Source organism: Desulfuromonas sp. TF (assembly GCF_000472285.1).
In the GTDB taxonomy this organism is placed as follows: Bacteria; Desulfobacterota; Desulfuromonadia; order Desulfuromonadales; family ATBO01; genus ATBO01.
Map to the genome: position 1 here is coordinate 135,051 of NZ_KI421412.1, position 17,599 is coordinate 152,649.

A 17,599-nucleotide genomic window follows, 5' to 3' on the forward strand; every position below is an offset into this window, starting at 1 on the left:
AACCACAGCAACCGATCCGCCTTTGCAAAGGCGGGTGTCAGGTGCTAAATCCTTCCTGTTGAAGCCTCAGGGCGAACGGGAGAGATGGGGACGGAGCCTGACAGATACCGCCGCTACCCCGTATCCGAAAGGCCCCTTCTCATCATTGTGGAAGGGGCCTTTTTTATTTCGAATGAACGGGCGCCTGAGCATGGCGGCCTATCCAATGATGGGTGGATAATTGAGCGGAACTGTCGGCATCATTACAACCGAATACGCCGAATTCGATGTGGAGCTGCAGTTGGAGAGCGGGCGTCTGCTCGGCCCCATCAAACTGGCCTATGAAACCTACGGCGAGCTCAATGCCGCCCGCTCCAACGCCATACTGGTGACCCATGCCTGGACAGGCGATGCCCATGCCGCCGGCCGGAATTCCCCCGAAGAGCGCAAGCCCGGCTGGTGGGACGACATGATCGGCCCGGGCAAGGTCCTCGACACCGACCGCTACTTCGTCCTCTGCTCCAATGTCATCGGCTCCTGCAAGGGCTCCACCGGGCCGGCCAGCATCAATCCGCGCACCGGCCGCCCCTACAATCTCTCCTTCCCGGTCGTCATGGTCCGCGACATGGTCCGTGCCCAGAAGCTGCTCCTGGATCACTTAGGGATCGAGTCCCTGCTCACCGTCATCGGCGGCAGCATGGGGGCCATGCAGGCCCTGGAATGGAGCATCCTCTATCCCGAATCAGTTCGCTCCATCATCCCCATAGCCGGCACCGGCCGGACATCGCCGATGGCGATCGCCCTCAACGCGCTGGCGCGGCAGGCCGTCTTCAACGACCCGATGTGGAAGAAGGGCAATTACAGGCCAGAGCATCCTCCCGCCGACGGCCTCGCCCTGGCCCGGGCTGTCGGGCACATCTCCTTCCTCTCCGACGCCTCCATGCACCTCAAGTTCGGGCGCCGTTTCTCCGTCCGGGACGGGATGTTCGATTTCTTCGGCCAGTTCGAGGTGGAGCGCTATCTCGAATACAACGGCAGGAACTTTATCGACCGCTTCGACACCAACTCCTTCCTCTATCTCGCCAAGGCGCTCGATCTCTACGATGTGGCCTGGAATTTCGACGGACGGGAAGACGCCCTCTCCCGCATGCGGTGCCCCTCACTGTGGTTCGCCTTCACCTCCGACTGGCTCTATCCCCCGGATCAGACCGAAGAGGTCGTTGATATCCTTCAGCAGATGGGAAAGCCCGCGGCCTATCACCTGATCGACTCGGACTACGGCCATGACTCCTTTCTCGTGGAACCCGAAAAATTTACTCCCTATATCGTCGAGTTCCTCGATCGGATGGGCATCTGAAATATTCGCGCATTTCCATTTACAGACTGGATGGCCTGAAAACCTTTTGCACCTCTTTGCAGCACCCTCTTTACTTTGCCGGCGGTTGCGGAGATAATAAGCCTCTGCCTCAAGCAAAGGAACGCCGACTGTGATCAAACCTCCCGCCGTCGATGTATGCAATCCCTTATGCGGCAAATGCCGGCGTCCGTGCCGGCAGCCGGCCGAAGTCGTCCTGGTCGACTGTCCACGCTTTCTCCCCTATCCTTTCAAGGTAGCGAAACATCGCTTCGACCAGCTCGACCTGTTCGCCGACAAATCGTAGAGTGCCGGTGGATTCGTTCCGCGAGCCTATTTGTGCGCCGGGGCATTTCGGTTCGGCACCGGAACGGCAGGGTCCGGCTCAGCCTGCATTAAACCGCCTCGCCATATCGGCCACCATACCGGCCAGACCAGCCGTCACCCTCGCCATCGCCGGATAATTCACCTTCTCCGGGGTATCCTCGGAGCTGTGGTACCAGGGATATCGGAAGACGGCCGTGTCGGTGACCATGATCGCCGGATAGCCTTCCTGCCAGAAGGACCAGTGATCGGACCAGTCCACCCCCGTCACCCACGCGGGAGCGGAAAGCCCCTCGGAGGGAAAGTCGCTGCAGCGGCGAAAGGAAGCGAGGCAGCGGCGAAGCAGGGAGCGGGAGGAGACGTTGCCGACGAAGGCGATGAAGTTGCCTCTCGAAGGGTAGAAGGGACGCAGCAGCAGAGTGGGGTAGGATTGGGTCCCCTTCTCCCGGCGATAATAGCCGATGGTTTCCAGGCTGAGCATGCCGACGATGTTGTCCCCCCTCTGCCGGGCACGGCGGGCGTACTGAAGACTCCCCATCCTATCGGTCATGAAGAGCGGCGGCTCCTCGTTGACGAAGGCGACGAAGCGCACCGTTCGGTCGAGGGGCTTTTTTGCCAGCAGCCGCGCGATCTCGATCAGGGCGGCAACCCCGGAGGCGTTGTCGTTGGCGCCGGGGGAGGCCGGCGCCGAATCATAGTGGGCTCCGACCAGAATGATTTCCCCCGGCTCGGCGACACCCTCTATTTCCACCTCCAGATTTCTCACCGTCTCCCCCTCGACGACGTACTCTTGGGCCTCCACTGGAAAACCTAGATCGTGAAACTCCCTTTCCACGTAGGAGGCGGCCGCCTCCAGGCTCCCCGGCCGCCATAGGTTGCGCTCGCCGATCTCTCCGCCCAGCACCCGGACGTGCTTCTCCAGACGGACCGCAATATCTCCTCCATCTTCTGTGAATGAAAGCTTATCCTTCAAGGGACGGCCGGACATGCCCATCATAGGATAACCCGCGATCAGCAGGAGAATGCCGGTGGACAGAATCCCACCGGTACGAAGCCATCGATGCCGTTCAAACGCCATGGCCTCCCTCCCGAATCCCAGAACCAGAATCCAGTATAAACGCGTCAGGTGTTTCGACAACCATTGTCAAAAAAGAAGGCCGACGAAACCTCGCCGGCCAATTCTGGGCATGCTTGGGGGAGCAAGCGCACGCCTTGCATTTCATTTAATCGCCTCCTGAGCAACCGGAAACGTTACATTATTTCAAAAGCAAATCCGCACTCAGGAGCCACAGCGGTAATGAAATTTCTTCTCCGTTCTTCGCGACTTCGCGTGAGACTGCTTTCGGATTCAGGGTCTACTCCGGTATCGCCTTCCCGAAGAGTTCCATCACGTGCAGCACTTCCTGCTTCATCCCTGCCTCCCTCAAACCCCAGGCGAGCTGCAGGTGGCAGCCTGGGTTGGCGGTGACCAGGAGTTCGGCGTCGGTGTCCTTCACGTTCTTCAGCTTGCGGTCGAGAACCTGTCGGCTGTCATCCGAGAACTTCAGGCCCCAGGTGGCGGCAGAGCCGCAACACCAACTGGACTCCTTCATATCCCTCAGCTCGACCCCGGGAATCTGCCTGATCAGGTCCCGGGGCTGGGTCGAGATCCCCTGGGCATGGCAAAGGTGGCAGGGTTCATGGTAGGTGACCGAGGCCTCCACAGGTTTCAGCCCCTCGGTGCGCACCCCGGCCTCCGACAGGAACTCGGAGATGTCCCGGATTTTGCTGCGGAAACGGGTCAGTTTCTCGTGTTCGGCCTGACCCTCGAGAAGCTCCTCGTATTCCTTGAGCGCAGCGCCGCAGCCGGCGCAATCGGTCACGATGTAATCGACCTCCAGGGACAGGAACAGGTCGAGATTGAACAGGGCGAGCTGCCGGGCTGTCTGGCGGTCCCCTTCGGAGAGGTGAGGAGCGCCGCAGCACTTGGCCTGCTTCGGGGTGACAACCTCGAACCCCTGGTGAGAGAGCACTCTGACCGTCTGGCGGGAGACGCCGGGATACATCAGGGTCATGACGCAGCCGAGAAAGAAGCCGACCCTCCCGCGCTGCTCTCCTTTGGCCGGAACAACTTCGGGCAACTGCGGCCGCAAGGGGCTTTCGAGCCGGGGAAGCATACCCTCGGCCTTTTCCATCCAGCCGGGACCGACCTTGAGCACTTTCAGGTGGCGCACCAACCACTGAATGCCGAGACGCTGATAAAGCCGCGTCGGCAGCATGGAGGCTTCCAACATTTCTGGAGAAGGAAGCATCTTCTCGAGAATGAATGCGCGAAAGGCTTGTCCGGATTTACTCAGAGGATAGAAGGCCTGAGCCTGACTGCGACAGATTTCCATGACCTCGCCGGCACGCACGCCGGAGGGGCAGGCGGTGGTGCAGGCCCTGCAGTCGAGACAGAAAAAAGCCTCCTCCTTGATCGCCGGTGTGAACTCGAGCTTTTCCTCCGCCACCGCCCGCGCCAGAGCGACCCGGCCGCGGGGGCTGGAGCGCTCACGGCCGGTCAGAGCGTAGGTCGGGCAGGTCGGCAGGCAAAAGCCGCAGCGCATGCACTGAAGCACGTCATCGTAGCGAGGGGCATCCTGGGACTTGAAATTGCCTTTTTTATCAGGGAGAGACACGGAAACCCTCCTCGACGTGCGATTTGGTGCAGGGATCTCTATCGTCGAAGATCTTGCCGGGATTGAGGATTCCTTCGGGGTCGAAGGACTGCTTGATGCGCTTCATGACCTTGACGCCCCCCTCGCCGATCTGGCGGGCGAGATACTCCTTCTTGGCCAGGCCGATGCCGTGCTCCCCGGATACGGTGCCGCCCCAGGCGAGGACTTGTTCGTAGAGTTCGTTATAGAAGGCGTGGGCTCGCTCCATCTCGTCACGGTCCCGCTCATCGCACAGCACCGTCGGGTGCAGGTTGCCGTCGCCGGCATGGCCGAAGGTGCCAACCTTGAGCTTGTATTTTTCGGTCAATCGCTCGATCTCAGCGAAGGTTTCGGCCAGGCGCGAGCGGGGCACGGTGGCGTCTTCCAGCAGGGTGGTCGGAGAGACCCGTGCCAGCGCCGACAGCGCGGTCCGCCGGGCCGCCGCGAGGCTGGCGGCATGCTGTGCATTCCTGGCTACGTGAATCTCGGCGGCCTTGACTTCTTCGAGAATTTTCTGCACACCGGCGGCTTCTTCGGCCACCGGCGCGGGGTGGCCGTCGACCTCGATCAGCAGCAGCGCGGCCATCTCGCGCGGCAGACCGATCCTGACGTAGTCTTCGACACAGTTGATGGTCGCCCGGTCCATAATCTCCATGGTCGATGGGATGATTTTTGCGGCGATGATGCGGGAAACGGCCTCGCCGGCCGTGCGTATGTCGGAGAAGTAGGCGAGGATGGTTCGCTTGTCCTTTGGCGGCGGGACGAGCTTGACGGTGATTTCGGTGACGATCCCCAAGGTACCTTCGCTGCCCACGAGCAGGTCCTTGAAACCGTAGCCCGCCACGTCCTTGACACTCTTGCCGCCCGTGGAGATAACGCTCAGGTCGGGAAGGACCCCCTTGAGACCCATCACGTAATCGCGGGTCACGCCGTACTTAAGGCCCCGGAGTCCCCCGGCGTTCTCAGCCACGTTCCCCCCCAGGGTGGAGACCTTCTGCGACCCGGGGTCGGGCGGGTAGAAGAGTCCCTTTTCGGCCGTGGCGGTGAAGAGATCGAGAGTGATCACTCCGGCCTCGGCCGTGGCGGTGAGATTCTCCTCATCGATTTCCAGGATGCGGTTCATCCGCGTCAGACAGAGGACCATTCCCCCTTTGACGGGCACGCTCCCCCCGGAGAGGCCCGTTCCCGAGCCCCGTGGGACGATGGGCAGCCCCTCGCGCCGGGCGATTCCCATCGCTTCCATCACCTGCTCCGTCGTGGTGGGGTAGACCACGACCTCAGGGAGATGATGGACCCCGGGCGTCGAATCGTAGCCCAGGACGAGAAGGTCCTCCTTCTCGTGAAGAACGTTCCTCGCGCCCAGCTTTTCCCTGAGATGGCCGATGGCGGTCTGGGAGATCATCTTAAAATCCCTCTTCCCGATAGCCGTCCGGGATGCGCACCACCAGCACCGGTTTGTCGGTGCCGTGCAGCACCTTGTGAGTAGTGGTGCCGAGCATCGCCTCTCCGATGACGGTATGCCGGTGAGATCCCATGACGATCAGGTCGGCATCGATCCGGGTAGCCGCTTCCAGAACGACCTGGGCGGGCTGTCCCTCCATGACGATGATCTCCCTGATCCGGTCGCATTCCCCGGGGTTTTCAGCGCTATCCATCGTGCAGAGGCGCTGGATACGCTCCCGCAGACGTTCCTTGACCTGCTCTTGCGCCTGACGATGCAACTCCTCGGTCTGCTCATGGGAAACATGCAGTTCCACCAGGCTCTGGGCGAAGGGAGACAGGGGTTCCATGCCGTGCACAGCGATTATCCCCGCATCGTACCGGTTCGCCAGACTCATGGCATAGCGATAGACGTAAGGGGCGGCCGGGCCCAGGCCCGTAGCGTAAAGGATGGTTCGGATGTCCGGCAGCATGCCTTTTCTCCTTTTTTTAATTTTTGTATCAGCCACCGAAGAAGACCTCGGGAAGCCAGGTGATGATTTCGGGGAAGGCGATCATGATCCCCAGGCCGATGACCTGGATGGCCACAAAAGGTATGATCCCCCGGTAGATGTCGCCCATGGTGTATTCCGGCGGCGCCACCCCTTTGAAATAGAATAACGCATAACCGAAAGGAGGGGTCAGAAATGAGGTCTGCAGGTTGATGCAGACCAGCATGGCGAACCAGAGAGGGTTGAAATCGAGCTCCATGGCGATGGGAGTAAAGATCGGCACCACCACCAGCAGGATCGCCGCCCAGTCGATGAACATCCCCAGGAAGAACACCACCGCCATCATGATCGCCAGGACCACGTAGGGGCTGACATCCATCCCGAGCAAAGCATCGGCCACGACGTCGCCGCCCCCCATGAAGAGAAAGACGACACTGAACAGCTTGCCGCCGATGAACAGAGCCATGATCATGGCGGTTGTTCGGGCGGTGGAGAGGGAGGCCTGGGTAATGACCTCCCAGGAGAGCTTGCGGTAGGCAACGGCCAGGATCATGGCGCCGACGCAGCCAAGAGCGGCCGCCTCGGTCGGGGTGGCGACCCCGGCGAGGATCGTCCCCATGACCACCAGGATCAGGCCGAAGGGGGGAACGAAGTTTTTCGCAGTCATCGTGAACTTCTGGCCGAGAGTGGCTGTGCGCTCACTAATCGGGATTGGAGGGCCGAGCTTGGGATTGATGGTGCAGCGAATAAGCACATAAACCATGTAGAGACCGGAGAGAACCAGGCCGGGAAGGATGGCGGCGGCGAAGAGATTGCCGACGGAGGTTTCCTTCAACCCGGTGAGACCGCCGTAAACGACGAGCATGATGCTGGGCGGGATGAGGATTCCCAAGGTACCCGAGGAGCAGACGATGCCGGCTGACATACCACGGTCGTAGCCACGGCGCAACAAGGCCGGCCCGGCCATCAGCCCCATGGCGACGACGGATGCGCCAATGATGCCGGTGGTGGCGGCGAAAACGGTTGAAACGACGATGACCGCCAGTCCCAGACCGCCTCGCAAGCCGCCGAGGACGATGTATAAGGCGTCGAACAGCCCTTCGGAAACCTTTGAGCGGTCAAGGATCTGTGCCATGAAGATGAAAAGCGGCACTGCCACCAGGGTGTAATTCAGGAAAATACCCCAGGAGTTATTGACAAAAAGGTCGAGCAGTGCGGGAACATTAAAGCCGTTATCAATCAGGCCGAACAGGGTTGCCACCGCAGCCAGGGTCACCGCCAGGGGATGTCCGAGGGTAATGGCAACCACCAGGGTGACGAACATCAGAACTGTCATGATTTCGGGGGTCATAAACTTCTCCGGAGCGGACTGCGACTATTCGACGCTGCGCAGGGATCTAAAATCATTAATCAACTTGGAAACACCTTGCAGGAAAAACAGAATGAACCCAAGAGCCATAAGTGATTTGTACGGGTAAATTGCCGGGCTCCAGGAAGAAGAGGCATGCTCGGTCATACCCCAGGAGGAACTTGCATAGACAACCGACCAGATGGAGAGCATCCCGATGGTCGGGATGAAGATAACTATGTTGGCTAAAATCCGCAGAATGGTTCGCGGCCTCTGTGGCAGCCTGGCCTCGAAAACATCGATGGCCACATGTCCGTCATGTTTGTGGCAATGGCCGAGGGCCAGCATGAAATGGACGCCATAAATGAAGACGGTCAGTTCGAAGGCCCAAACAGTCGGTGAATTGAAACCGTAGCGCATCAAAACTTCGAAAGAGATCACCCCGATCAGAGGAAGAATCAGGTAGGAATTATAACGACCGAAAAACTCGTTTAGGGCATCGATAAAACGAGCTATTTGCAGCATGGCATACCTCACACAAATCTTTGGGATTTACCTGGAAAAAGCAAGGCGGGGGCGTGGGAGCCCCCGCCGCTTTTCAGGAAGTTACTGCATACGCTTGCCGTTGATGAAATCATCAATCGGCCAGGGGGTCAGACCGCTGCGGACCTCACGCCATTCGGCGAAGTCCTTCTTGAACTGCTCCTGGGAGTCGAGGGTCTTTTTCACATCGGGGTGCTTGGCTTTAACCTCATCGAGGTATTCCTTCGTCCGCTTGGCGAAGGCGGTGATCGCCTCGTCGTCCATCTTGACGAACTCGACCTTTTGCTTGAAGAGTTTGATCGCCTCGATGTTCAGCTGCTCCTGCCATGCGTTGGACCACAGCTGCGTTTCTTTCGCGGCGATGTCAATAATCCACTTCAGGTCGGCCGGAAGCTTGTTGTAGGAATCCTTGTTGATGAAGATGGCGCATTGAACGGAGGGCTGGTGGACGCCCGGCTCGATGACGTACTTGGTGATCTCGTCAAAGCCCATGGGGTAGTTGATGGCCGGGGAGCTGAATTCGGCGGCATCGATGACGCCGCGCTCCAGGGCCAGGTAGACCTCGCCGCCGGGCAGAGGAGTGACCGAGGCGCCCAGGGAGTTCATGATGTCCATGTACCAGCCGGGGGTCCGCACTCGCATCCCCTTGAAATCCGCCATCTTGGTGGCCTTCTTGTTCGAGAAGAAGCCCATTTCCTGGCCGCCGTTTCCGCCGGGCAGTGCGTAAAGATTATAGCGGCCGTACAGTTCCTGCATCTGCTCCAGGCCGCCGCGCTCATAAAGCCAGATGTTGTAACCTTCGGCATCGAGACCGAAAGGGACGGAAGCGAAGGAGACGAAGTTCTCGTTCTTGCCCTTCCAGTATCCGGGCCAGTCGTGACCGATATCGGCCGAACCTTTGCTTACGGCGTCAAAGCTCTCCATTGCTCCGACCAGTTCGCCGGCGGAAAAGAGCTTGATTTCCAGGCGTCCGCCGGAAGCGAGGGCGACTGAGTCGGCGAAGTGCTGGGCCATGTCGTAGAAAAGGAGTCCCTTGGACCAGGGCATAACCATTTTCCACTTGAATTCTTCCTTTGAGGGCTTGATGGTTCTCAATTCCTTTTTCACTTCTTCGTGGCGCTTGTCCACACCGAACTTCTCCCGCTTGGCGGCGAAGGCCTGGGGCGCCATGAGCAGGCTCGCAGCAACCATCAGCCCAACCAGCATTCTGCATCTCTTCATGTTCTTCCTCCTTCTTCGGTGTTTGCCTTTGGCCGACCCGCTGTCGGCCTTTCAATTTCCCTAGGTCAGATAAAAAATTGGTAATACCATTTTGCTTTCCGTAAACCCTAGCCTCCTTCCAAATCCATGTCAAGAAAAAACAAATATCGTTCTATGGAAATATTTGAAAGATTTCCTGCGCGGCCGAGCCTCAGGGATCCCTTTTCGTTTGCACTTTTCCGGATTCCTCCCTGAGTTCCTTGAGCTTGCGTGCCGCGCTGGCCTGGCTGATCCCAAGGGCCCGCGCGACCCGGCGCGTTGTGCCGTACTGTCGCAGAGCCTGGTGAAGAATGGTCCGTTCGTGTTCTGCCAAGGCCTCTTTGAGCGAAAGCTCCTCCCTGAATTCACCCTGGCTTTCGCACAGACCGATTCCCCGGGAGGTTACTTCCTCGGTTCCCGAGGTCACGATGATGCGTTCAATGAAATTTTCCAGTTCCCGGACGTTTCCCGCCCAGGGCAGACCCTGGAGGCAGTCGAGAAGATCGGGAGAAAAGCGGCGATACCGCCGGTATTTGCGATTGTACTTGTCGACGAAGTAGCGGATCAGCGGAGGAATGTCCTCCGGTCGCTCCCGCAGCGGAGGGACGTGGACGGGGACCACGTTGAGCCGGTAAAAGAGGTCTGCCCGGAACTTTCCCGCGGCGACCAGGGAGGCCAGGTCCCGGTTGGTAGCCGCGATGATCCGCACGTCCACGGACCGGACGCGTCGACCTCCCACCTTGTAGAATTCCCGGTCCTGGATGACTCCCAGCAACTTGGACTGGACGTGGAGGGGAAGCTCGGAAATCTCATCCAGAAAAATCGTCCCTCTGTCGGCGGTTTCAAAGAGCCCCGGCCGGCCCTTGCGGTCGGCTCCGGTAAAGGAGCCCGCCTCGTATCCGAAAAGTTCCGATTCAATAAGGGTTTCAGGTATGGCCGCGCAGTTGATCTGCAAAAGGGGCATTTCCTTCCCCCGTTCGCTGGTGCGGTGGATGAGGCGGGCGATGAGGCTTTTCCCGACCCCCGTCTCGCCGGTAATCAGAACGGTCGAATCGGTATTCGCCACCCGCAGGGAGAGGTCGACGACCTCCATCATGCGCTCGCTGCAGGCGATGATGTCCTCCTCGGACAGCAGATGATCGCGGGCCGTATCGGAATCGATTTTTTTCTGGTAGTTGACCACCGTCAGGTCCCAGATGGTATTGACGACATAGCGGATGCGCCCATTCTCATCGAATATAGGCTTCCCCCGAACCAGGAGTTTGCGGCCGGCCCGGGTAGAGTAAGTCACCGTGGCGGGAGCCTTTCGTTCCAGGACGAGAAGAGTGGCCGATCCGGTGAAAAGGTTGTTCTCTCCCACCATGTCCTGAAGCCTCCTGCCGGCAAGTTCCTCGTTGGAAATTCCGGACATCTCCTCAAAGGTGCGGTTCACCCGCAGAGTAACACCCTGGCCGTCGGTGAGATAAATGCCGTTGTAGACATTGTCGAAGACGATTTCGAGAAGTTCCTTGTCCATGAAAACCTTAAGATGCGTGCAAAGTACCAATGAAAGGACAAACCAACAACTCCGGGTTATCCCTACGTTGCCGTCCACCCGCAATCGATGGTGAAGTCGACTCCGGTCATGCAGGAGGCTGCTTCCGAGCAGAGGAAAAGGACCGCTTCGCCGATCTCGGACGGTTCGATCAGCCTCTTGACCGCGGCTTTTTTCAGCATGATCGTCTGAATCACCGAATCCCGGGGAATGCCGTGGGTCTTCGCCTGTGCGTCGATCTGGTTGTCGACCAGGGGGGTGCGCACGTAGGCCGGGCAGATGGCGTTCACAGTGATGCCGTGAGGTCCGCCCTCCAGGGCCGTCGTTTTGGTCAGTCCCATCAGGCCGTGCTTGGCCGAGACGTAGGCGGATTTGAATTCGCTCGCCCGCAGACCGTGGACGGAGTTGATGTTGATGACGCGCCCCCAGCCCTTTTTCTTCATGTGGGGCCAGGCATAGCGGGTGAGAAGGAAGGGCGCTGTCAGCATCAGGGAGATCATGAAATCCCACTTGTCCTCCGGGAAATCCTCCACGGGGCTGACGTGCTGAATCCCGGCGTTGTTGACCAGGATGTCCACCGAGCCGCCGGCGTCGGCGGCCCGTTCAATAAGGTTGCGGCATGCGGAGCGATCCGCCAGATCGGCGGCAACAAAAAGTGCCCCCAGTCGCTCCGCTTCCGCCACTCCCTTTTCGGCGTTCACGTCGGCCATGACCACCCGGTGCCCCTTCCCGACGAGTGCTTCGGCGACCGCCAGCCCAATCCCGCTGGCGGCCCCGGTGACTACGGCGACCCGTTTTTCCATCATGATTCTCCTTTCAAATGAATGACACCTTCGAAAAAGTTCCGAGGAATTTGTCCTGCCAGGCCTTCAATACCAGAGCAGATTTCAGGCCACGGCCAAGGAATCCGACACCCGGAAAGCACAGCCGGTCGTCTGCCGGATATCCTCCAGACTGGAGAAGGGGGAGATCTCGATGAGAATCAGTCCCCTCTCGCCGTCGACCTCGAACACCCCCTTGTCGGTGACCAGCAGGTCGACCACCCCTTTTCCGGTGATGGGGAGGGTGCACTCCTCCAGGATCTTGGGGGTGTCCCCCTTGGCGCAGTGCTCCATCATCACGACCACCCGCTTCACTCCCGAAACGAGGTCCATGCCGCCGCCCGGCCCCTTGACCATCTTGCCGGGGATCATCCAGTTGGCCAGGTCTCCGGTGCGGCTGACCTGCATCCCCCCCAGAACGGAAAGATCGATGTGTCCCCCCCGGATCATGGCGAAGGACTCGGAGGAGTCGAAGTAGCTCGCTCCCGGGAGGGCGGTGATCGTCTGCTTGCCGGCATTGATGAGGTCGGCGTCAATGTCATTTTCTGCCGGGAAGGGGCCGATGCCGAGGAGGCCGTTCTCCGACTGGAGGGTGATGCGGATCCCTTCCGGGATGAAGTTCGCCACCAGGGTCGGCATACCGATTCCCAGGTTGATGTAGGCGCCATCCTCGAGTTCCCGGGCGACGCGCCGGGCCATCCACTCCCTCTGCTCGTTGAATCCCTTGGCCGAGATGCCGGCGCCGGAAACGGTGCGCTGCTCGATGGGCTTCTCGTATCCGGTCCCCAGAAGAATGCGGTCGATGTAGATCCCCGGGACGTGCACGTGGTGGGGATCGAGATCGCCGATCTCCACGATTTCCTCCACTTCGGCCACCGTCAGTCGCCCTGCCTTGGCGCAGGCAACATTGAAGTTGTTGGCGGTCTTACGCAGGACCAGGTTTCCCGCCCTGTCGGCTTTCCATGCCTTGATGATGGAGAGGTCCGCGTGGATGCTTTCCTCCAGGACGTACATTTCACCGCCGAACTCCCTGGATTCCTTCTTCTCGGTCAGAAGGGTGCCGTACCCGGTGCGGGTGAAGAAGGCGGGAATTCCCGCACCTCCCGCACGCAACTTCTCGGCGAGCGTCCCCTGGGGGGTGAGTTCAAGTTCCAGCTCGCCGGAGAGGAACTGCTTCTCGAAAAGGGCATTCTCCCCCACGTAGGAGGAGATCATTTTTCGAATCTGGCGGGTCTGCAAAAGCAGCCCGAGTCCGAAATCGTCGACCCCCGCATTGTTGCTGACCACAACGAGGTCCTTCGCCTTCGAGTCCCTGAGGGCCAGAATCAGTTTTTCAGGGATGCCGCAGAGTCCGAAGCCCCCAGCGGCGACAGTCATGCCGTCCCGGACCAGACCCTCCAACGCCTCAGCCGCATCGGTATATACCGGTTTCATACTCGTTCCTCCTTTGACGTTTTTCAATTTCTTAAACCAGTTCGAAGAGCGCGGCAACCGCCTCGCCACCGCCGATACACAGGGCGGCGATGCCGTAGCGCTCCCGGCGCTTCTTCATTTCCCGGATCAGGGTGGCCGTGAGGCGCCCGCCACTGGCGCCGACGGGATGGCCGATGGCCACAGCTCCGCCGTTGACGTTCACTCTCTCGGGATCCAGGGCGAGCTGGCGTATGGCAATAAGGGGAACGGCGGCGAAGGCCTCATTGATTTCGAAAAGACCGATGTCGGCCGGTTTCAATCCGGCCCTGGCTGACACTTTGCGGATCGCCTCCACGGGCGCCTCGGCGAAGAGTTCCGGGGCGATGCTGTGGGTGACGGCGGCAACCAGGCGGGCGACAGGCTTCAGGCCCAGATCCTTCGCCGCGTCCGTGCCGGCCAGAAGGGCCAGGGCGGCGCCGTCGTTGATCGTAGAGGCGTTTCCGGCGGTAATCGTCCCGTCCTTGCGGAAAGCTGGACGAAGAGAGGAAAGTTTCTCCAGGTCAGCCTTGAAGGGCTCCTCGTCCTCGGCAATCGTGATCTCCCCTTTGCGGGTTTTGCGCACGACCGGCACCAGCTCGTCTTCGAAGATCCCGCCCTTCAGCGCCTCACGGGCACGAGCATAGGATCGGCTGGCGAAGGCGTCCTGCTCCTCCCGGGAGAGGCCGTGTCCCTGGACCCAGTCCTCGGTGATCTCTCCCATGTGGCGCCCGGAATAGGGATCGACCAGGCCGTCATGGAGCATCAGGTCGATAAGTGCTCCGTTCCCCATGCGATGGCCGAAGCGGGCGCCGGGCACTGCATAGGGGGAGAGGGACATGCTCTCCATCCCCCCGGCGATTACCACCCCCGCTTCTCCCAGGCGGATGGCATCGGCGCCCAGCATGAGCGATTTCAGTCCGCTGCCGCAGACCTTGTTGATGGTCATGGCATGGACGCTGTCGGGGAGGCCGGCCGCCCGGGATGCCTGGCGGGTGGGGGCCTGGCCACTCCCTCCCTGGAGAACCTGGCCGATGATCACCTCGTCTACGGCGTTGCCGGGCACCGCATGGCGCCGCACCAGTTCGCTGATGACCCGGGCCGCCAGGTCCGGCGCGGGGACCTCGGACAGATTTCCTCCGAAAGCTCCGAAGGGGGTCCGAAGAGCCTCGATCAAGAAAACGTCTTTCATGATTCACCTCATATTGGAAGGGGATTGTGCCCCCTTATTCAGCAAAGCGCGTACCATAATAAAAAAACGGTTGAAAATCGCGATGTACCGCGCAAAAAGAAAATAAAGGAAATTATTTTTGATACAACTTTGAATCTTAAAGTGTTGATGTCAAGTGACTACCCTTAGAATACTTGCTTTTTTGCATTGATTCAATTCTGAATCGTTGATTCAAATTATGGTCGACAGGCTTTCGACTCCACCTGATTTGAGGGCAAAGGAGGACCTCCTGCGGAGAAAAAACGTTTTAGCGGCTTGACATCGTTTCCGTTTTCCCGTAATTTGAAAAAGAATTATTGGTAAGACCAATTTAAAGGATGAGATCATGGCCGTCAATTCCCTCGTTGAGCAATTTTGTGAATCGGCAGAAAAGGCCGGTGCGGAAGTCCGGAAGGGAAACCTGGAGGACGCGGTTTCCTATATTAAAAGCCGCTGCGGCGGAACCGTCCTGGTACCGTCCTTCCCCAGCGGTAAGCGGGCAGGGCTCGCGGAGCGGCTAAGCGATGCGGGCTGCAGGGTGGAGCGGGACGATTTCCGCCGGTCCGCCCCGCAGGCGGCCGCCGGGGTGACCGGGGCCAACTTCGGCCTTGCCGCCACCGGGACGGTCGTTCTGGAGAGCACGGAGGAAGCGATTCGTCTGGCGACCACCCTGCCGGAGCGGCACTTCGTCATTCTCGATCCCAATAAAATAATTTCCGACGAACAGGCGGCAGTCCCTGCGATGCGCGCCCTGCACGGGCTGCGGCCGCGCAATTTCGTCGCTTACATCACCGGTCCCAGCCGCACCGCCGATATCGAGCGTGTCCTCACCATAGGCGTCCACGGCCCGCGGGAACTGCATATATTTCTGGTCGAAGGGCTGTCCGACGATTTTATGGAGCTTTAAGACCAGCCCCATGAGACCTATTTTGCACCGCCAGAGGCAAACACCATGAGCAAAGAACGCACCCGCCAATACAAAGATCAAATCGACAGGGCTCTCGCCACCCCGAAGCTGCAGGAGGCCCTGCACCGCTTCGCCGATGCCTACGTGCTCGCACGGGAGAACGCCTTCGCCGGCCATGATTTCGAGGCGCTGCGCGCCGGGATCGCTTCAATGAAGGACGAGGTTCGGGAAAACCGGGAGAGATACCTGCAGCAGTTCATCGCCAATGCCGAGGCGGCGGGCGCCCGGGTCTTCGTCGCCAAAACCGCCGAGGAGGCCAACGCCTATATCGCCGATCTGGCCAGGGAGAAGGGGGTCAGGCTGGCGGTCAAGAGCAAGAGCATGGCGAGCGAGGAAATCCACCTGAACCGGGCACTGGAAGCGGCCGGAGTCAAGGCGGTGGAGACTGATCTTGGCGAATGGATTATCCAGCTGGCTGGGCAACGGCCGAGCCATATGGTGATGCCCGCCATCCACATGTTCAAGGAAGAGGTGGCCGAACTCTTCGGCAAAGAGACCGGCAAAAAAGAGCCGGCCGAAATCAAGCATCTGGTCGGGGTGGCCAGGGAGCAGCTGCGCCAGTCCTACCTCGACGCCGACATGGGGATCAGCGGCGCAAATATCGCCGTGGCCGAGACGGGGGGCATCGCCCTGCTCACCAACGAGGGAAACGCCCGCCTGGTGACGACCCTGCCCAGAATCCACGTCGCCCTGATCGGAGTGGAGAAGCTGGTGCCGACCCTTGAGGACGCCGCCGCCGTGGTGCGCGCTCTCCCCAAGAACGCCACCGGTCAGCTCCTCACCTCTTACGTCACCTGGATCCGGGGCGCCGTCCCCTGCGGCGATGAGGAAAAGGAGCTTCACATCGTCCTTCTCGATAACGGCCGCAGCGCGTTGGCCGAATCCCCCCACTGCCGCGACGCGCTGCGCTGCATTCGCTGCGGCGGCTGCGCCAACGTCTGCCCCGTGTACCAGACGGTCGGCGGCCACGTTTTCGGCCACATCTATATCGGCGCCATCGGCATCATCCTTACCGCCTTCTTCCACGGCCTGGACAAAGCGGCAGAGATCGTCCGGGCCTGTATCGGCTGCCGCGCCTGCGTCGCCGTCTGCCCCAGCCAGATCGACCTGGAGGGCATTATTCTCCACCTGCGCGAAGTCATCGGCGATGAAGAGGGGATCGGCACCGGCAAGTCCCTGGTCTTCAGGAAGGTGATGCGCAACCGCAAAATGTTCCATTCACTGATCCGCGCCGCCAGCCTGCTGCAGAAACCGGTCACCCGGGGGGAGCGAACCATCCGCCATCTGCCGATGTTCTTCTCGTCCCTGACCGAATGGCGCACCCTGCCGGCCATCGCCGAAAAACCGCTGCGCGATCTCTTCGACACTATTCCGCAAGCGGTGGAAACGCCCCGGCACCGTGTGGCTTTCTTCGGCGGCTGCGCCAACGATTTCCTCTACCCGGAACTGGGCAAGGACCTGGTCAAGGTGATGAACCGCCTGGGAGTGGAAGTCTATTATCCGCAGGAGCAGAACTGCTGCGGCATTCCCGCCCTCTACTCGGGAGACAAGGAAACGGCGGTGGAGCTGGCGGAGCAGAACGTCAAGGCCATGCTCGCCGGCAACCCCGATTATGTGCTGACCACCTGCCCCACCTGCACCATGGCCCTGCAGCGCGATTTCGTCGAGCACCTCCGGGACAACCCCGTGTGGGCGCAGCAGGCCGAGCATCTGTCGGCGATCACCATGGACGTCTCCAAATTCATGGATGAGGTTCTGGACGCGTCCGACGTCTTCAAAGGGCTGGCCGATCCGGTGAAGGTCACCTATCACGACTCCTGCCATCTCAAGCGCGGAGCCGGAGTGTGGGAACAGCCGCGGAACCTCCTCGCGGCCTCGGGCCGGGAGATTGTGGAAATGGATCACTCGGACCGCTGCTGCGGCTTCGGGGGCTCCTATTCCTTCACCAGCCACCCGAACATCGCCAAAAACATTCTTGCCGACAAAGTGAAAGACATCGAAAAATCAGGCGCCGACTGCGTCGCCATGGACTGCCCCGGCTGTCTGATGCAGATCCGCGGCGGCCTGGAAAAACAAGGTTCGACCATCCGCGCCGCCCACACCATCGAGCTGCTGGCTGAGGCGCTCAACTGATAAGATCTTCCTCCACCACTCTTTCTCTCCCATGGCCCCGGCCCCTCAAGCCGGGGCATTTTTTTGCTGGTCCCGTAAAAAATCTTTGCTCA

Annotated in this window: 15 protein-coding genes and 1 riboswitch (1 of these 16 running past the window's edge); of the genes, 4 read left to right on the forward strand and 11 right to left on the reverse strand. The window is 60.1% G+C overall.

From position 1 onward, the window contains the following. A riboswitch (SAM riboswitch) is annotated at positions 1 to 91 on the forward strand; it begins 123 nt to the left of the window's first position. Between the two features lie 129 nt (positions 92 to 220). Both DTF_RS0100655 and DTF_RS26775 read left to right on the forward strand, forming a co-directional pair. Beyond that, positions 221 to 1,336, forward strand: a complete 1,116-nt coding sequence (locus tag DTF_RS0100655; protein ID WP_027713766.1) for a homoserine O-acetyltransferase — start codon at positions 221 to 223, stop codon at positions 1,334 to 1,336. Between the two features lie 130 nt (positions 1,337 to 1,466). Beyond that, positions 1,467 to 1,640, forward strand: coding sequence for a hypothetical protein (locus DTF_RS26775; RefSeq protein ID WP_162148568.1), 174 nt, complete (start codon positions 1,467 to 1,469; stop codon positions 1,638 to 1,640). Between the two features lie 78 nt (positions 1,641 to 1,718). On the opposite strand, the gene DTF_RS0100665 is transcribed toward DTF_RS26775, so the two are convergent. The 11 genes from DTF_RS0100665 to DTF_RS0100715 all read right to left on the reverse strand — a co-directional run bounded on the left by DTF_RS0100665 (position 1,719) and on the right by DTF_RS0100715 (position 14,389). Further along, positions 1,719 to 2,735, reverse strand: coding sequence for a M28 family peptidase (locus tag DTF_RS0100665; protein ID WP_027713767.1), 1,017 nt, complete (start codon positions 2,733 to 2,735; stop codon positions 1,719 to 1,721). Positions 2,736 to 3,012: 277 nt separating this feature from the next. Further along, positions 3,013 to 4,314 carry a (Fe-S)-binding protein gene (locus DTF_RS0100670; RefSeq protein WP_051360607.1) on the reverse strand — a complete coding sequence of 434 codons (1,302 nt, stop codon included), beginning with the start codon at positions 4,312 to 4,314 and terminating at the stop codon, positions 3,013 to 3,015. Beyond that, positions 4,301 to 5,734: an FAD-binding oxidoreductase gene (locus DTF_RS21135; protein ID WP_051360609.1), complete on the reverse strand. Its 1,434-nt coding sequence runs from the start codon at positions 5,732 to 5,734 to the stop codon at positions 4,301 to 4,303. The genes DTF_RS0100670 and DTF_RS21135 overlap by 14 nt, the downstream gene beginning before the upstream one ends. A gap of 1 nt (position 5,735) precedes the next feature. Continuing rightward, a complete protein-coding gene (locus DTF_RS0100680; RefSeq protein WP_027713769.1) occupies positions 5,736 to 6,245 on the reverse strand; it encodes a universal stress protein in 510 nt (169 codons plus the stop codon). A 28-nt stretch (positions 6,246 to 6,273) separates the two neighbouring features. Continuing rightward, positions 6,274 to 7,614: a TRAP transporter large permease subunit gene (locus tag DTF_RS0100685; RefSeq protein ID WP_027713770.1), complete on the reverse strand. Its 1,341-nt coding sequence runs from the start codon at positions 7,612 to 7,614 to the stop codon at positions 6,274 to 6,276. Between the two features lie 24 nt (positions 7,615 to 7,638). Beyond that, on the reverse strand, positions 7,639 to 8,136 hold the full coding sequence (locus DTF_RS0100690; RefSeq protein ID WP_027713771.1) for a TRAP transporter small permease subunit: 498 nt from the start codon (positions 8,134 to 8,136) through the stop codon (positions 7,639 to 7,641). Positions 8,137 to 8,217: 81 nt separating this feature from the next. Further along, positions 8,218 to 9,375, reverse strand: coding sequence for a TRAP transporter substrate-binding protein (locus DTF_RS0100695; RefSeq protein ID WP_027713772.1), 1,158 nt, complete (start codon positions 9,373 to 9,375; stop codon positions 8,218 to 8,220). A 190-nt stretch (positions 9,376 to 9,565) separates the two neighbouring features. Continuing rightward, positions 9,566 to 10,909 carry a sigma-54-dependent Fis family transcriptional regulator gene (locus DTF_RS21140; protein WP_051360610.1) on the reverse strand — a complete coding sequence of 448 codons (1,344 nt, stop codon included), beginning with the start codon at positions 10,907 to 10,909 and terminating at the stop codon, positions 9,566 to 9,568. 62 nt (positions 10,910 to 10,971) lie between these two features. Continuing rightward, positions 10,972 to 11,730, reverse strand: coding sequence for a 3-hydroxybutyrate dehydrogenase (locus tag DTF_RS0100705; RefSeq protein ID WP_027713773.1), 759 nt, complete (start codon positions 11,728 to 11,730; stop codon positions 10,972 to 10,974). Positions 11,731 to 11,814: 84 nt separating this feature from the next. Further along, the gene (locus tag DTF_RS0100710; RefSeq protein WP_027713774.1) at positions 11,815 to 13,182 is read right to left on the reverse strand and encodes a 3-oxoacid CoA-transferase; all 1,368 of its coding nucleotides are present in this window, start codon (positions 13,180 to 13,182) and stop codon (positions 11,815 to 11,817) included. A gap of 31 nt (positions 13,183 to 13,213) precedes the next feature. Then, positions 13,214 to 14,389 carry an acetyl-CoA C-acyltransferase gene (locus DTF_RS0100715; protein ID WP_027713775.1) on the reverse strand — a complete coding sequence of 392 codons (1,176 nt, stop codon included), beginning with the start codon at positions 14,387 to 14,389 and terminating at the stop codon, positions 13,214 to 13,216. 364 nt (positions 14,390 to 14,753) lie between these two features. Here DTF_RS0100715 and DTF_RS24950 point away from each other — a divergent pair, with 364 nt between their 5' ends. Further along, complete coding sequence (locus tag DTF_RS24950; RefSeq protein ID WP_051360612.1) at positions 14,754 to 15,314, forward strand: lactate utilization protein; 561 nt, start codon at positions 14,754 to 14,756, stop codon at positions 15,312 to 15,314. 45 nt (positions 15,315 to 15,359) lie between these two features. Beyond that, entirely contained in the window at positions 15,360 to 17,507 is a 2,148-nt protein-coding gene (gene ldhH / locus DTF_RS0100725) for an L-lactate dehydrogenase (quinone) large subunit LdhH (RefSeq protein WP_027713776.1), read from the forward strand. The last annotated feature ends 92 nt before the right edge of the window (positions 17,508 to 17,599 follow it).

Bases quoted from the DNA above. Each gene is read 5' to 3' on its own strand.
- DTF_RS0100690 (WP_027713771.1), bottom strand. From the start codon at position 8,136: ATGCTGCAAATAGCTCGTTTTATCGATGCCCTAAACGAGTTTTTCGGT.
- ldhH (WP_027713776.1), top strand. From the start codon at position 15,360: ATGAGCAAAGAACGCACCCGCCAATACAAAGATCAAATCGACAGGGCT.
- DTF_RS21135 (WP_051360609.1), bottom strand. From the start codon at position 5,734: ATGATCTCCCAGACCGCCATCGGCCATCTCAGGGAAAAGCTGGGCGCG.
- DTF_RS0100715 (WP_027713775.1), bottom strand. From the start codon at position 14,389: ATGAAAGACGTTTTCTTGATCGAGGCTCTTCGGACCCCCTTCGGAGCT.
- DTF_RS0100685 (WP_027713770.1), bottom strand. From the start codon at position 7,614: ATGACCCCCGAAATCATGACAGTTCTGATGTTCGTCACCCTGGTGGTT.
- DTF_RS0100705 (WP_027713773.1), bottom strand. From the start codon at position 11,730: ATGGAAAAACGGGTCGCCGTAGTCACCGGGGCCGCCAGCGGGATTGGG.
- DTF_RS0100695 (WP_027713772.1), bottom strand. From the start codon at position 9,375: ATGAAGAGATGCAGAATGCTGGTTGGGCTGATGGTTGCTGCGAGCCTG.
- DTF_RS0100710 (WP_027713774.1), bottom strand. From the start codon at position 13,182: ATGAAACCGGTATATACCGATGCGGCTGAGGCGTTGGAGGGTCTGGTC.
- DTF_RS0100680 (WP_027713769.1), bottom strand. From the start codon at position 6,245: ATGCTGCCGGACATCCGAACCATCCTTTACGCTACGGGCCTGGGCCCG.
- DTF_RS0100665 (WP_027713767.1), bottom strand. From the start codon at position 2,735: ATGGCGTTTGAACGGCATCGATGGCTTCGTACCGGTGGGATTCTGTCC.
- DTF_RS24950 (WP_051360612.1), top strand. From the start codon at position 14,754: ATGGCCGTCAATTCCCTCGTTGAGCAATTTTGTGAATCGGCAGAAAAG.
- DTF_RS21140 (WP_051360610.1), bottom strand. From the start codon at position 10,909: ATGGACAAGGAACTTCTCGAAATCGTCTTCGACAATGTCTACAACGGC.